11 protein-coding genes are annotated in these 14,682 nt (G+C 38.2%); 2 read left to right on the top strand and 9 right to left on the bottom strand.

The window, feature by feature from the left end:
- Positions 1-11: 11 nt before the first annotated feature.
- Entirely contained in the window at positions 12-1,109 is a 1,098-nt protein-coding gene (locus ACP6L2_RS14030; RefSeq protein WP_440509963.1) for a helix-turn-helix domain-containing protein, read from the bottom strand.
- A 504-nt stretch (positions 1,110-1,613) separates the two neighbouring features.
- Here ACP6L2_RS14030 and ACP6L2_RS14025 point away from each other — a divergent pair.
- Complete coding sequence (locus ACP6L2_RS14025) at positions 1,614-2,126, top strand: hypothetical protein (protein ID WP_440509962.1); 513 nt, start codon at positions 1,614-1,616, stop codon at positions 2,124-2,126.
- A gap of 399 nt (positions 2,127-2,525) precedes the next feature.
- On the opposite strand, the gene ACP6L2_RS14020 is transcribed toward ACP6L2_RS14025, so the two are convergent.
- From ACP6L2_RS14020 to ACP6L2_RS13995, 6 genes are all read right to left on the bottom strand, one after another.
- Positions 2,526-3,164: a hypothetical protein gene (locus tag ACP6L2_RS14020; RefSeq protein ID WP_440509961.1), complete on the bottom strand. Its 639-nt coding sequence runs from the start codon at positions 3,162-3,164 to the stop codon at positions 2,526-2,528.
- A 187-nt stretch (positions 3,165-3,351) separates the two neighbouring features.
- A complete protein-coding gene (locus ACP6L2_RS14015) occupies positions 3,352-3,816 on the bottom strand; it encodes a hemerythrin domain-containing protein (protein ID WP_440509960.1) in 465 nt (154 codons plus the stop codon).
- Between the two features lie 37 nt (positions 3,817-3,853).
- Entirely contained in the window at positions 3,854-4,258 is a 405-nt protein-coding gene (locus ACP6L2_RS14010; RefSeq protein ID WP_440509959.1) for a cytochrome C, read from the bottom strand.
- Complete coding sequence (locus ACP6L2_RS14005) at positions 4,242-4,523, bottom strand: hypothetical protein (protein WP_440509958.1); 282 nt, start codon at positions 4,521-4,523, stop codon at positions 4,242-4,244. Before ACP6L2_RS14005 ends, ACP6L2_RS14010 begins: the two co-directional genes overlap by 17 nt.
- Positions 4,524-4,528: 5 nt before the next feature.
- Complete coding sequence (locus ACP6L2_RS14000; protein WP_440509957.1) at positions 4,529-5,533, bottom strand: cytochrome c; 1,005 nt, start codon at positions 5,531-5,533, stop codon at positions 4,529-4,531.
- 11 nt (positions 5,534-5,544) lie between these two features.
- On the bottom strand, positions 5,545-7,641 hold the full coding sequence (locus ACP6L2_RS13995) for a cbb3-type cytochrome c oxidase subunit I (RefSeq protein ID WP_440509956.1): 2,097 nt from the start codon (positions 7,639-7,641) through the stop codon (positions 5,545-5,547).
- A 397-nt stretch (positions 7,642-8,038) separates the two neighbouring features.
- Here ACP6L2_RS13995 and ACP6L2_RS13990 point away from each other — a divergent pair, with 397 nt between their 5' ends.
- Entirely contained in the window at positions 8,039-8,491 is a 453-nt protein-coding gene (locus ACP6L2_RS13990; RefSeq protein WP_440509955.1) for an RrF2 family transcriptional regulator, read from the top strand.
- Positions 8,492-8,536: 45 nt separating this feature from the next.
- On the opposite strand, the gene ACP6L2_RS13985 is transcribed toward ACP6L2_RS13990, so the two are convergent.
- Positions 8,537-10,318, bottom strand: coding sequence for a glycoside hydrolase domain-containing protein (locus tag ACP6L2_RS13985; protein WP_440509954.1), 1,782 nt, complete (start codon positions 10,316-10,318; stop codon positions 8,537-8,539).
- Between the two features lie 108 nt (positions 10,319-10,426).
- Positions 10,427-14,473 carry a glycoside hydrolase family 2 TIM barrel-domain containing protein gene (locus tag ACP6L2_RS13980; protein WP_440509953.1) on the bottom strand — a complete coding sequence of 1,349 codons (4,047 nt, stop codon included), beginning with the start codon at positions 14,471-14,473 and terminating at the stop codon, positions 10,427-10,429.
- Positions 14,474-14,682: the final 209 nt, after the last annotated feature.

The following is a 14,682-nucleotide window of genomic DNA, read 5'->3' as shown; positions in this document are numbered from 1 at the left end:
TTATCAAACTATTACGAGAATTTTAACAGGCTAGGATTTTTAAGAAACTCTGTTGGAGAAAAACCAGTTTCTTGTTTGAAATATTTGTTGAATGTGCTTTTGGATTGAAAACCGGAAGCATAGGCCAATGCCAGAATGGTTCTCTCCTCTTTTAACACGGAATCACTGTTCTTAATGAAAAACGCTATCCGTTTCGCATTAATATAGGAGTAGAAATTCGTCTTAAGTACATGGGAAAATACCATCGACAGATCGTGGTTACTTATCCCCAATCCAGTAGCCAGATCACTTAGATTAAATTGAGGGTTCAGATAGGGTTTTTCATCAGTAATAAATAATTTCAGTTTATCAGCATAGCTTTTTAACATTTCCAAGTCGACATGACTTTTCTGGTATTTTACGGCTGTTGATTTCATTCTGCTGAAGGTATTTGTTGCGCTTTTTAACTGCATCGAATAAGGTCTAATAAATTTGAAATAGACGATCATTAAAATGACAATGCTGGAGGATGCTAATCCAACAAAAAGAATAATATAATTTAGCCTTTCGGGAATTAATTCAGCAAGAAGAACTAAAAGGGATAGGAAAAGGCTATGTGCCGCAAAACCGATGCTAAGTTGAATATCTTGGTCTTGAATCCTTTCACGAACCGCAGCACGAAACCTCCAGAGCCAATACATATCCGCCAGAAAAAATGAAACAATAACTACTTTCCTAAAATTATGATAGAATAATGTTCTGGCATGTTCCAAAATTCCCACTTGCAAGAATTGCAGTTTAAAAACATGTTCCACGACAAACATAATCACTGTTGCCGTATAGGGTATCGAAATCAACACCAAATCTCGACGCTTCAATTCTTGCTTTTTAAGTGTATTCCGAATGTACAGAAAGGCGAAACTAACAAAACATATAGAGGAAGAAATGCCCTGGATCAGCTCCCCATTATTTTGGTCATAAAGAATAAGTATTTTAGAAAAAAGACCTATGGCACATCCAAAGAGGATAATTAACAACAATTGATCCTTGCTTTCTTTTTTAAAAGCCTTGAACCAAAAGGCAATAAAAATAACGACTTGTAACGTAGTAAAGATTAAAAATGGTTCCATGATTCAATTATATCATTCTACTATTAAAAAACTTTTGCCTCAATGTTAAATTTAATTATAAGTTCAGTAGTGTGATAGGAAATCTAAGTTTATATAATTCATAGAGCAATAAACTTTAAGCAGCTCTTTTATATCATTACACCTCCACTCCAACATCCCTAATTAAGGCAGGTAGTTGTATTCAAAATGATTCGTATTTACCTCCTATTTCCTTCGTGTTTGCTTTGATACACTCAAGGAATTTCTTAGGATATTAGACGGATCTCTTTCGGATCTCGTTCGCTTCTAACCGAACGAGATCCGAAGGAGTTCCGAACAAGTTCCGAAGGAGATCCGAAGGAGTGTCGAAGAAAACCCTTGTGAGAGACGTTGAGACGACAGACAAAAGACCTCAGATTTTAGAACTGTAGACGGGCAAGATAAATTAGATTTTCAGTAATTTCGAGCTAAAATTACTCGAAGAGCATTTGAAATTTATTTTTAACAACTGCAATTAAAAATATCATGAAAATACAACGTATAACTTTTATATCTTTTATACTACTATTGTGCTCTATAAACATACTATTAGCGCAATCTAGGGTTTTACAAAAAGGAACTCTTAATGCCAATGGAGTAACTTATGATATTCACATTTCTGATGATTATGATTTCATTTCTATTTACGATAACAGCATATTTAGCAAAGAAGAAAAGTTAATTAGCAGCAACAAAGATGCTATGCCCTTTCCTGAAACCAATATAAAAATCAATAAAGAAAAGCTATTAACAATAAAACGTAAGTTTTTTCCAAAAACCCAAAATCAGGTTAATGTTCAGTTAAGCATCAATGTGAAAGAAGGTAAATTGCTTGGTCTAAATTATATACTACCTAAATCCCCTTTATTAACGAAAGATCAATTTAAATCATTTGATGCCCAAATAAAAGAGCTTCTTACTTTTGAGCTTATATATAATAATTATCTACGCAAACAGAAATTAGAAGGATGGGTTATGACTTCTGTAATATTGAGATAGTTGGTTTATTAAAATCCCATCATCTTTTTTACCTTAATACTGAAAGTTCTTTTTCTTTTGGAGCTTCTAATAGTAACATAGCTAATTGCAGATCCATAATATAACCACCTTTTTCATTCAATAGTTGGTCTTTATGTCTTATTTCTATTTTTCCGTTGACTTTCAATGCTTTTATACGTTTTTTAAATTATTTTCTTATTCTGCACTCTTGTCAAACATTGACAATCAAAAGATTACAAGGTTATGACCACCTTTTATCATTTCTTTTGATTAGCCCCAGATGCATCAGAATATTATTGTTTTATGAATTTGAATTTTTGGTTATTTCCAGGTCTTTCCGCTCAATTAAATCAATGATGCAATTTTCCTGTATCTCAATTGAGTTGCGCTAATTGTATCTTAAAGTTTAATAATTTTGGTCCATACCTTTTGATTTGGTATAGAATGCTCAGCTGTTAATACAAGTAATTCCATGTCTACATAGTATTTTACCTGTATGGGACCATGTCTTCTAGAATAATCGTAGTAATATTTATTAAAGACTTCTTGTTGTAGAAATGGCAAAAAAGGAATCTTCATATCTACATATACGCGAATAGGTTTCGCATTACTGGACATCCGTGCACCGGTCACCCGGTAAACATGTCCATCACCTAAATCCTTTACTTCCTTATAGCTGTAGTCGTACATAAAATAATCCACTCCTAAAATGCCCAAACTACCCATAAAGAAACCGATGAAAAATACGAATACTGCTCCCAGAATAGCCAGTACTCGCCATACTTTTTTACTGATATGGATAAGGTAAAAGAGCAAATTGGCTATGACAAAATAAAAGAAAGCTATACTAAAATAATTCCAAGCACTAGATGTCCATGATATTTCTGTCATCATGGCGATGATAAATAAAAGCAGGTATACTGTGCAGAATTTCACCCAAATGCCATAAACTTTTGGGTTCTTTCTAATTATAAAAAAAAGAATTAAGGCGAATAAAGGCACTAGCCATGCACTAAAAAGGATGTAATTGAATAGCATAATCTACGGGTTTATATAAGCAGATGTAGACCATCGTGTGATTCTAGATTTTCGATAGTCACTATTAAATATACTGATTCCCAAAAAGATTTAGGCTATTGGAATAATAAAAAAAGATTGCCTGCCGGGAATATGGGCAGACAATCATTTCAGAGGGAATTAAAAGGAATATCTTCAATTTATAGCGTTAGTTATTCCAGAAGGGATCGTCCCAAACAAGTTCTTGTATGGGGACATCATGTACTTTTTCGACAATTTCCAATTGTTCTTCTGTAGCGACCTTTTGGATTTCAGGGAAGATAACGCGTTCTTCTAGTCTGATGTGACTTGCCAAATTCTTTTCAATTCGGGCTAAGGTCAAGGTTGTAAATGGCTCTAATAAGATGAGCCATTTTAACAACCTATGATCAGCAATCGCATCAAGTATGTATTCATGTTGGTGTCCGATAATCGGATACAGAAATTTCTCTTCTAGCTCAAAGTGTTCGGACAATTGGTGTTTCCACATTTCCTTCACATAAGCACCAATTCTTTCCGGGTCAACGGAATTTTGTAGGCCTTTTCTTATTTTCCAGCAAAGTAAGAGGGCGAAATGATGCTCTCGACTTAAGGGCTGTAAGGCGGCATGTCTTTTTAAAGGTTTGTTTTCCATTTTCCTAAGATTTAATGAACAATTCGGGAGCAAGCTGTTAACCTATAAATAGATACATAAACAAATAGTACATCGCCCAGCCTACAAAGCCGATGATAAGTATCCACACCCACCATGGAATTCCTTGCGGGGTTTCACTACCTTCGATCATGAAGCTGGCAGAATCTCCTTTACCATAGGCATTAATCATGATAGGAACTAGATCATCCAATACAGCATTCTCCTTGATGCCTGTTATTTCTATTGCTGGTCCATTCCTCACTTCGAATGGGATTATTCTTAATCCCTCTTTTCCAAAAGGATCTTTACTGACAATTTTTAAGGTATGCGGCCCATCCACTAATTTTCGGGTGTCCAATTCAAAGTTTACTGGCGCATATACTTCCGCAACAGGAACTGTTTCTTCATCAATAAAGATGTATATCTTACTTTTCTGACTCATATCCTTCCTGATTTAAAATATATCGCTTGATATGATGTGAATTTTTCTCACCCGGTTTAATAATCCAGCGTAAGGTTAAGATCAAACTAATTAAGGCGATAATAACCATGGCTATCACAATAAAATAATCAAATCCTCCTTCAGGACCAGCACCATGAGTCCATCCACGTAAAAGTTTAGGTTGGTTTCTTTCGCATACCGGGCAAGCCCAAGTGCTAGATGACATGAGAATCATGATGACCCAAAAACATATCTGCTTTTTCATTTCTTTTATTTCGTTTGAGTTTTAACAAAATCCACAATCTCCTTAATGTCGGCAGCCTTAATCGGTTTGCCTTTATTACCCCAACTGCTTCGTTCATAATTGATAATGACGGCTACTTCTTTCTCTGTAAATCCTGCTGTAGCCCCTACTGCTGGCATCTGTCCATATTCTGGTCGGCTATCATAACCGTTCATGATAATATCGACATAAAGGTCTAGGTCATCACTTTCTACAATTTTACTTCCTTTAAGAGGAGGAAATGCTCCAGGGAGGCCGTTTCCATCAGCTTGGTGACAAGCTTGGCAGTGAGCCACATATAAGGCTTCACCATCAAGCTCTTCTTCTCCACCTTCAGCAGCGGCTGTGGTCTTTGCTTTTCTTTTGAATAAGAACTCAGGGATCTTTTCTTCATCAGCAAGTTTGACTTGTTTTAATGATTGCAGGTAAGCGATTAATTGCAAGGCTTCTTGCTTAGCAACCACCTTTCGACCATCCTTTGGAGCAAATTCTTCTGGTATGTTGACTAGCACATCGGTACTATCAATGTTAGTTTTAAGTTCAAATAGATAAGGATAGGCGGGCATGATAGACTCAGCCACGACAATTCTAGGATTGAAAAGGTGGACTAGGTTCCAATCTTTTGAGGGTTGTCTGTTACCGATATCGGTTAAATCGGGACCTGTACGCTCGGTACCCATGAGGGTGGCGGTATTTCGCCAAAAATCCATTCTACCGATAGCGGCATAATCTGCTGCCATACTGGGTCTTTGTCCGAATATTTTATCCATTTCTATATTTCGCACCTGTTGGCTATGGCAGGCCACACATCCGTTGGCTACGTACAAGGCTTTTCCCGCCATAGCATCAGGTGATAAGGGTTCCGCATTGGGTAGTGGAGCATTCATGGCCTGGTTATTCAGGGCCGGCAGAATCGCCACAAATAAGGTTAACAGCACAAAGAAAGCTGTTGCGGTGAGGAATAGTTTTTTATGGTTATCAAAATAACTCATGATCAATTTCTTTACTTCTGAGGGTTACTGTTCGTCTTCTTTTCGAGTTGTTTTACGATTGCTTCTCCAAAATCAATATTTGGATTGGGTGATAGCATTTTGTACATGTTATAGGCAAAAACTAAATGTGAAATCCACATCAGACTTCCTCCGATTGCACGCCATAACCAATATGGCGCCATCATGACGACACCATCGATAAATGGTTTCCCTTCCATCCAAGCCATACCTTTTAGGGTACTGCCATACATTAGAGGGACGGTGTACATCATCATGCCTAACAGGGCAAGCCAAAAATGGGCTCCAATACTGATCTGCGGTGCTTCTTGACCTGTAAATCGTGGCACTATAGCATAGATACACGCCCAGAGGAAAAAACAAATGATACCATACATGGTCAAATGGGAATGGGCAACGGTAAAGTCTGTAAAGTGCCAAATCAGGTTGGTTTCACGGAATGCCTCAGCAGTTCCTTGCATGGAACCCGTAAAATAAAATATCGTACCTACCAGGAAAAAAGGAAGAATATAACTATCGCGAACCTTGTACCAAGCTCCTTTAAAAGTCATAAGAAAGTTGGTTGTCCCCGCTATAACCGGAATGGCCATACCGGCACTTCCGACAATTGCCACGGTCTGTAACCACCATGGAATAGCAGAGAAAACAAAGTGGTGACTACCGATTAGGGTATAGAATAAAATCTGCGTCCAAAAGGCCAAGATACCTAGGCTATAAGAATATATTGGCCTATTCAATTGCTGTGGAAGGTAGTAGTAGACAAGCCCTAAGGTGAACAGCATAAACCACATCCCCACTCCTTGGTGCATATAATAACCTTGAATGATGGTTTCACCAAGACCTTGTTGCCAGAAAGGCAAATAGGCAGAAAGGCTGATCACAATGGTGAAGATAATGGCAGAGACAATGTACCAATTTGAAATATAGATCTCTTCGGTAGTCTTACGCGCAATGGTCTTATAAAAGTTGATTAGGGTTAATACCAATGCAACAGCAAATGGCAACATAATTGGCCAGATGTATTCACGGTATTCACCTCCACCATTATTTATCCCTGCCATCAAGCTGATGGTTCCGGCAGTGACTGTAAGGTTAATAAGCCATAAGCTAATCCAACCTAATTTTAAGGAGTATAATGCGGTATTACTGACACGAGGAACTACATAGTAGGCTAATCCAATCATGGCCATAGATGCCCAACCCCAGAACACAGCATTTGTATGAACCGGTCTTAATCTTCCAAAGCTCAACCAACTAATCTGATCCAAATCGGGAGCGACGAATTTAATACCCACATACTCCCCTATAGTTGTTCCAAATAGCAACCAGAAAGTAGCTGATACGAGAAACCAAATGACAAGCTTAGCTAAGCTCGGGTCAATATTAGGACGCCGAGTTGCTTTCTTTTTCCGGGAGACCAAGGGTATCTCCAAGTGCTCATTGATGTTTAATAAACCCCTCGGGTCTTTCGCATTATTTTTTCCAGAAAGATGGTCATCGTTCAAACGATAATCCAAGGCTGCTTGATGTTCCAATAAGGTAGATTCAATCTCTTCAAGTTCCGAATCTTCCAATTGATTGGCAATGGCAATGGCCTCCTTCTCTTGAGACTGCACTCGTAATTTGAACAAGCGTCTACTGATTTTTACAAATAGAAGTCCAATGGCAAAAAGTGTTGGAATCAGTAATAATACCAGTGTGATGATTATTCCGGTCTTACCCCAAAAACTGCTGTTGTTGGTTTGGGAAAATGCCTCTATTGGCCACAAATGAAGACTGGATAAGACAATTAACAAGATGAGCGTTTTGTGCTCTTTTAAATTTCTTTTGATAGTCAATAGGCGTGTAATTTGTTTACTGCTCAAATGCTTAATAGATGATTTGAGATCTTTTGAATGTAGATCTAACTTCTTTCGAGTGAAGAAGCGTGAAATTCCGTGAATTCGTTCTATCAACAGAAGAACGACAAACAATAGGGATAACAAGACGATAAGCAAGGAGATCATCCAAAAGTCATATCCACTGACTTGATAATGAAAAAACTGCGACTTTATCGGTAATTCTGCATCCAACATGGGTATGAATAACATGGGTTGATGACTGAGATTTAAGAAAAACACATTTTAAATTTTAATTATAATTTTAGCAATTATCTAAAAGAGGAGTGATTTTTATCCTTTGTCTAGGTTTGCTTTTTACTGTTTGATTCGTCAACTTATCCATAGGCCTAACTGGACAGCCAAACAATCAAATGATTACAAAAAACAAAGCATGGTGACTTGCTAATTTGAATCAAAGTTAGGCAAGAATAAATAAAAGACAAAATTATCTTTTATTAATTTATTAGAAATTTTAAGTCAAGTTAATGTGAAGTCGAGAAATATTTGGTTCTAAACGTAGAAGTAGTAGAATAAATAATTAACTTGTTCAGGTTTTTGGATCGTATTTTTAACAAACTTATTGGATTAGGTTTTTAGGATTTTACTTATGGGAATGTTTTCGAAATCAACGGAATACGCGATACGCGCAGTATTTTACATTGCGAAATCCACGCAATTGGGCCGTAAGGTTGGGATCAAAGAAATAGCTTCCAATATTGAATCGCCAGAAGCCTTTTTGGGCAAGATATTACAGGAGTTAAGTAAGAATGGAATTATTCGATCCATCAAGGGTCCAAATGGCGGATTTTACTTAACTGAAGAAGAAATGAACAAAAAGCTCATCGAGGTTGTAAAAGCTATCGATGGAGACAATATTTTTACCGGTTGTGGAATGGGTCTTCAACAATGTTCGGAGAAATACCCCTGCCCTTTGCACAATGAGTTTAAAGCCATTCGAAATGATTTGACGCGTATGCTAAACCGCATCACACTATCTCAATTTAACGATGAATTGATTCTAGGGAGCTTGAACTTGAATAGGTTTAAGGTTGAGGAGTAATCAAACAATAAAAAAAGCAGTAATTACTTACTGCTCTTTGTTGATTTATTGCGCCAATTGATTTAACACCTCTTTTGCTTGATTTAATTCTTGATTCCAAGTCGGTGTCCGTTTAAAATTACGTAGTTTATAGATTGCCTGATCGAGTTTCTTTATTCCTTGTTGATCATTTTTAGCGATGAGCTGCTGTCGAATGATATTCACTTTTTCAAAATCCTGAATACCTTCTCTCATACGTTCGAAACGGATGGATGATCGTCCATCTGGATAGGTTACGAAGGTATCACCTGCAGGCCAAGTCCTAAATCTTGAGTCTTGCAACGGGTTTTCTACCCAAGAATTATATGCCCAACGTAGCACGCCATTATAGCCATTTGCTTGTGCAAACCAACCTAAGTAGGTCGATTCTGCTGGATCTGAAAAGGTGAATTGATTCGGGAAGTTATTTCCACAATAGATATAAAAAGTCGTATTAAGGCCTTTTTCCTTACGTTTTACAATATCCATGGAATCAATTGGATGTTGTACCGCCGTACTTACATCGTCACTATTCGGATAACGTTTATAGGTTTGCTGGTTGTCGGCATAAGCAACTCCCAATCCGGGAGCTACTTTTTCGATTAATTCGAATGCGGCACCCATCTCCTCTTTATTGCGTTCATCCAAGGCAATATTTGTTATTTCCAACCATCCTTTGGCCTTCAAATGATTTGAAAAGTCCTTTAGGAATGGCGTCCATAAGCTGGAGAAAATCTCTGTTCCAGGCTTGGCAACAACATTGACAAATTCTCCTGTTTGAGCATCTTTATAATGGATTTCATTGTTCCAAGGGACAATGGAATAGCAATTGATCGATTTTTTAATTCCAAGGTCGAGCATGAAAGACACCCATTTATCAAAAGCATCGTAATTATATGACCAGGAACCGTCTTTTTCCTTGGTCCAGATAATCATATCAGCATAAGGATCTTGGGTCTGTACATTCCAAGGGTCTTTATTCAATGTTGCTGTGATAACCTTTTGACCTGCATCAGCTAACATTTTCATTTGAGGCTTTAAGGCATCAAAGTGTGCTTTACTCCACATCGGTACTTTTTTCCAACGGGCAACCGCTGATGGGTGTTGCCATTGGTCCAAATGGAATGACCATTCTGTAGCTTCAGGAAGTGTTTGATTGAGCACCTGAATGTTCAGCTTCAATTCTTGTGTTTTGATTCCTTCCCCTTTTACAAATATAGTAGCTGAATATTTTCCGGGTTTTGCATTTTTAGGCATGTCAACAGTCAACCAAACAGGGCGAACGGTATTAGCCTCCAAATCCATGCTCGACAAGTCATCCAACATATCTGGCGATAGACTAGCTTTGAAGTCTCCAGGCTTACGCCAACCACAACCAGGGCCAAATTCATCGGTCATCACATAGCGCACGAATCGAGCTTCGGCAATCTTAGCAGGTAGTTTATCATTACCGGTAGACTTAAAATCAGAGAAACTTAACTCAAGATCTTTAATGTCTTCCTTTGACCACAATAACACTTGTGCAGATGCCATTTCTCCCCGCCATAGCGTTAATTCCGCAGTACGCTGTTCCGGAACATTAGGTTTAAGGGACTTCGGAAACCGCTGATCTATACTGACAAAAGAACTAGTTAATCCAGCCGTTTGATTGGACCAGGATTTTAAATTCTCTTTTGCAAGCGGATCAGGCAGTTCTTCAAATCGGGTAGAAGTTGGTTTATCAACTTTTTGGTTAAGCTGACCACAACTTAAAATAGTAAGGCTGAGACAGAGCATTCCTATTTTATGAAATGTAGAATAGTAATTCATGCTAAGTTTATGTTAGATTAATCAATTAACAACTATTAATTGATTATGATTAAACCAGAGGATAAAAAAAGCCCTGGCTTAATCATAAAAATACGAAACAATTGCTGTTTATTTCACAGTAAACTCTGCACCTGAGGCAAAATCTTGACCATTCTGGGAGCTTAGTGCTGTAAAACGAATATAGCGTCCCAAAGCAGGTTTACTAAAGTTCACTGTTTTTAGCGTTCTACTCTTGTCAAACTCCCCTTCTGCAATTGGTTCAGACCAATTCTGACCATCCATACTCACTTGAACAGAATATCCTTTAATATGTCCATTGCTACCATCTTGACGAGGCAAATAAGTGAAGCCTTTCATGGTTTTCGCATCACCGGCATCAAAATCAATCCAATGCGGATATTGCGCCACAGTGACTGAATACATGGTATGCCAAATGGTCGAAGGATCTCCATCCAAAAGATGTTCCGCATTGCCCTCGCCAACTTCTTGACTGGAAACGGATTTGATCAGCATTGGAATTGCTTCAATTTTCGGGAAGTCCATGCTGGTTGCCAACTTATCATTGCCTACATACCATGCCTTTACAGTACCTCCATCACGAAGTGCAATAGCTTCAGTATAAGGTACAGGTTTATTTCTGTTGACTTGAACCATGATCTTCGCGTTGTTGAGTTGCGAGCGAACTTCTACATTCCCTTTACGGTCGCGGCTCATTGATAATGGCATATCCCCTGCAACAGCTACCTTAGCTTGTTGTGCTGCATTTTTTCCTTTAACCGGACGAATAATAAAGCCAAAGTCATGACCATTTGCTTTCACACGGTCTTTCTCCAATGGAGGACCTTGACCACAGCTGTTTCCACCAAGACCCGTTACGCTAGCCATTAAATAAAGCTGTGTACCGCTACTTTTTGGTAGTTGATAGCCATGTGGTGCCAAAGTCATTTCAAGTTCAGTCCAGGGAAGCGCAGAAGCTGAAAATTGATCTTTAGCTACGAATACCAATCCGCTTCCTGCATTATTGGTCAATGCACACCAACGAACCTCTTCCCTATTGCCTGTGGATTGTGGTTTAGGCCAAGCAACCATTTGATCCTTTACTGCCGAACTATATTGTTCTATAAATTGACCCGTCTTACGGTCAGCAAAGTTATTGATAGGTCCACGACCATAATATTGGTAATTAGAATAATTTTCCGGCACAGTCATACGGAAGCCAATATGAGGCAACACCACTGAACTATTATTGGACGTAATACTACTTTCTAATTCCACGGAACCATCAGGATATACTGTCCATACATAATTACTGCTGAATTTAAAGTCTTCGTCTGAAAACGGTCGATCCTTATGATCATCTAGGGTATAGTTACCAGAACTTCCTCCTCGGATAGTGCTACCATTTGCTGCTTGCGAAGTAACATTGAAGGATAATACCCATGCTCCATCCGCGCGCTGGTAAGAATTCTTAGAAGTTACTCGATGATTTAATTGATGTAATCCTTTTTCAAACCATTGTTGATAAGCCCAGTTGTCGTTGTCAAGCGGAGCACGTAATGCATCCAATTGCGGTCCTTCTCCTGCTCGAATAACATCCTCATTTTGATAACGCAATTGATGAATGGTTCCATTCTGTTGATTGAATTTAACCTCAAAACCATCACCTTTGATGATTTGTAAGTTGTTTTCAATAGTCGAAGTCAATTTTGAACCCTTAGCAAGGCTAGCAACAGTTGGTACTTGTTGCGCTGTTTTAACCAACAATTGCTCTTCCATTTGAACATCACCTTCTTTAGCCCATAATTTATCTGCAGTATGAGCAAATTGAACCTTCACAAAGTATTCCGATTGAGCTTCTAATCGACTTGCTTGAATTGGCAATTGAACGGTTTTATGTGTTCTTGGCGCTATTGAAGCACCAAAAGCTGCAGGTAATTGTCCTTGGTCGACTTGTTTACCATCTTTCCATAAAGACCATTTAACGGTATAATCTGCCAAGCTATTGAAGTAGTTTTTATTAAAAATATCGATTTCTCCTGCTTGGATATTGATGGCTTTAACCCCTACATTTTGATAGACCTTTCTTACCTCATAGTATTGAGGCTTTGGAGTTAAGTCGGCAAATATCAAACCATTCATCACAAAGGTTCCGTCATTTGGTTTATCACCAAAATCACCTCCATAGGCTAAGAACTTCTCTCCCGTTGTTTTATCGTAATAATACATGGACTGATCGATCCAATCCCATATAGCTCCACCCATAAAAAAGTTGGTAGACTCCATTGCCTCCCAATAATCGATTAGGTTCCCTGCTGCATTACCCATGGAGTGTGCATATTCAGAGATGTGGAAAGGATATTTTAAGTTATACTTGCCCTTTACTGCACCACGAACCCAATCAATAGAAGGGTATTGGTTAGAACCGATATCGACAATGCTGTTATTTCTTTCATATTGAACCGGACGGGAAAGATCAATCTTTTTGATGGCATTGTATGCCGCTACAAAGTTTTTCCCTGGACCAGCTTCATTTCCTAAAGACCAGATCACAATGGATGGGTGGTTAATAGTAGCATGCACCATCTCCACATTCCTCGCCACATGAGCATTCTCCCACTCCTTTGGATGAGATAGCGAAGCATCACCATAATAATATTGATGGCTCTCCACATTGGCTTCATCCTCTAGGTAGATTCCATATTTATCGCATAAGTAATACCAGTAAGGATCATCAGGATAATGAGAATTACGAACATGGTTGATATTCGCTTGTTTCATTAGGATAATTTCCTTTTCCATCTGTTCCCGGCTGATTACTTTTCCTTTTTCAGGGTTAGTTTCATGACGATTTACCCCTTTTAATTTAACTGTCTTTCCATTGACGTAGAAATATCTACCTGCCAGTCCAAACTCATCATCCTCGGCTTTGGTATCTTTCAGCTCCACTTCACGGAAACCAATGTAGCTAGATACCACCTCTAATACACGATTTTTATTGTCTAATAGCTCGGCTACCAAGGTATATCTGTTGGGTTCTTCGGCTGACCATTTCTTTGGAGCATCAACTTTTAAGCTTTGTTCCACTGTGACTGAAGAGTTCCCCGCAATTGGATCTACTGATCGACGAAGATCTATGGCGTCATATCGTTTAGAAGCATCACTGTACAGTTCATTCTCGTATAAGCTATAACGAATTTTATAGCCCTTAACTGCTTTACCGTTGCTGTTCTTTACTTCTGCAGTAACTTTCAACGTAGCGTTTTTGTAATTTTCATCTAAATCAGGGATAGCTACAAGATTTCTAATTTGCACTTTCGGTTTTGCCGTTAGGGAAACAGTGCGGAATATTCCTGGTAAGCGGAACATGTCTTGCGCTTCTAGGAAAGAACCATCAGAATTACGATAAACTTCAACAGCGACGGTATTCTCTGCCCCTTCTTTCAGATAGGTACTAATATCAAAAGAAGCTAAGTTACGTGAGTTCTTGGAAAAGCCCACATATTTTCCATTTATCCATAAGTAAAAGAAAGAATCTACCCCATCGAAATTGATGTAGACCTCTTTCCCTTTCCAATCCTTAGGAATGGTAAATGTACGTTTATAAGAACCTACCTCATTTCGGTAAGTAAAAGTAGTCCAGTTTTGAGGAGGCGTACGCATCACTCCACCACGCCAGTCATCTACTTGAACAGCATGTTTAAAAATAACCTGTTGATTGACATAAATTGGCACCCCATATTTTAAAGAACCATCTTTCTGTATACCAAGAATATTCCAACTCATAGGTACAGGCACGTCATCCCAAGAACTGGTATTGTAGCCGTCTTGATAAAAATCCTTAGGTCTTTCTTCTGGGCTTTTTACCCAGTTGAATTTCCAAGTACCATCCAAACTTTTCCAATTACTAGAGTTCTCTGGTAAAACTTTACGTGCCGAAGCAACATCGTTAAAAGAAAAATGATAGGCATGTGGAAGCTCTTTGTTTAAGGAAAGGTCTTCTGGAGACTCCCATTCTTTTCCACTTGGGGCATTGAATTGGCCATATGCAAATCCATTTAATTGTTTGGTAACAGGAATTGCCTGTGCAAATAGTGCTGCAGGAAAACCTAGCATAAACAGACCATAACAAATGGAATGGGCAATTTTTTTATTCATAAAACTTGTTTTAGGTTAAGACAAATGTAAAAAGCTTTAGACGCAAAAACTACCTATATGTCTAACTTATTCGATAGACAAGAGCTTAAATGAAGTTCACAATAGTTATCAATCGATTGTGTATTTTTTATTTTACGTTAATTATTACTGGCCCTTTCGAACACTTAAAAGCATAAACTAGCTTAAGTGAGTCATTTAAGTCCTGAAGA

The organism is Sphingobacterium lactis (genome assembly GCF_051951495.1).
Taxonomy (GTDB): Bacteria; Bacteroidota; Bacteroidia; order Sphingobacteriales; family Sphingobacteriaceae; genus Sphingobacterium; species Sphingobacterium lactis_A.
Note: the sequence above shows the minus strand (reverse complement) of the source record. Positions and strands in the feature narration are given on the sequence as shown.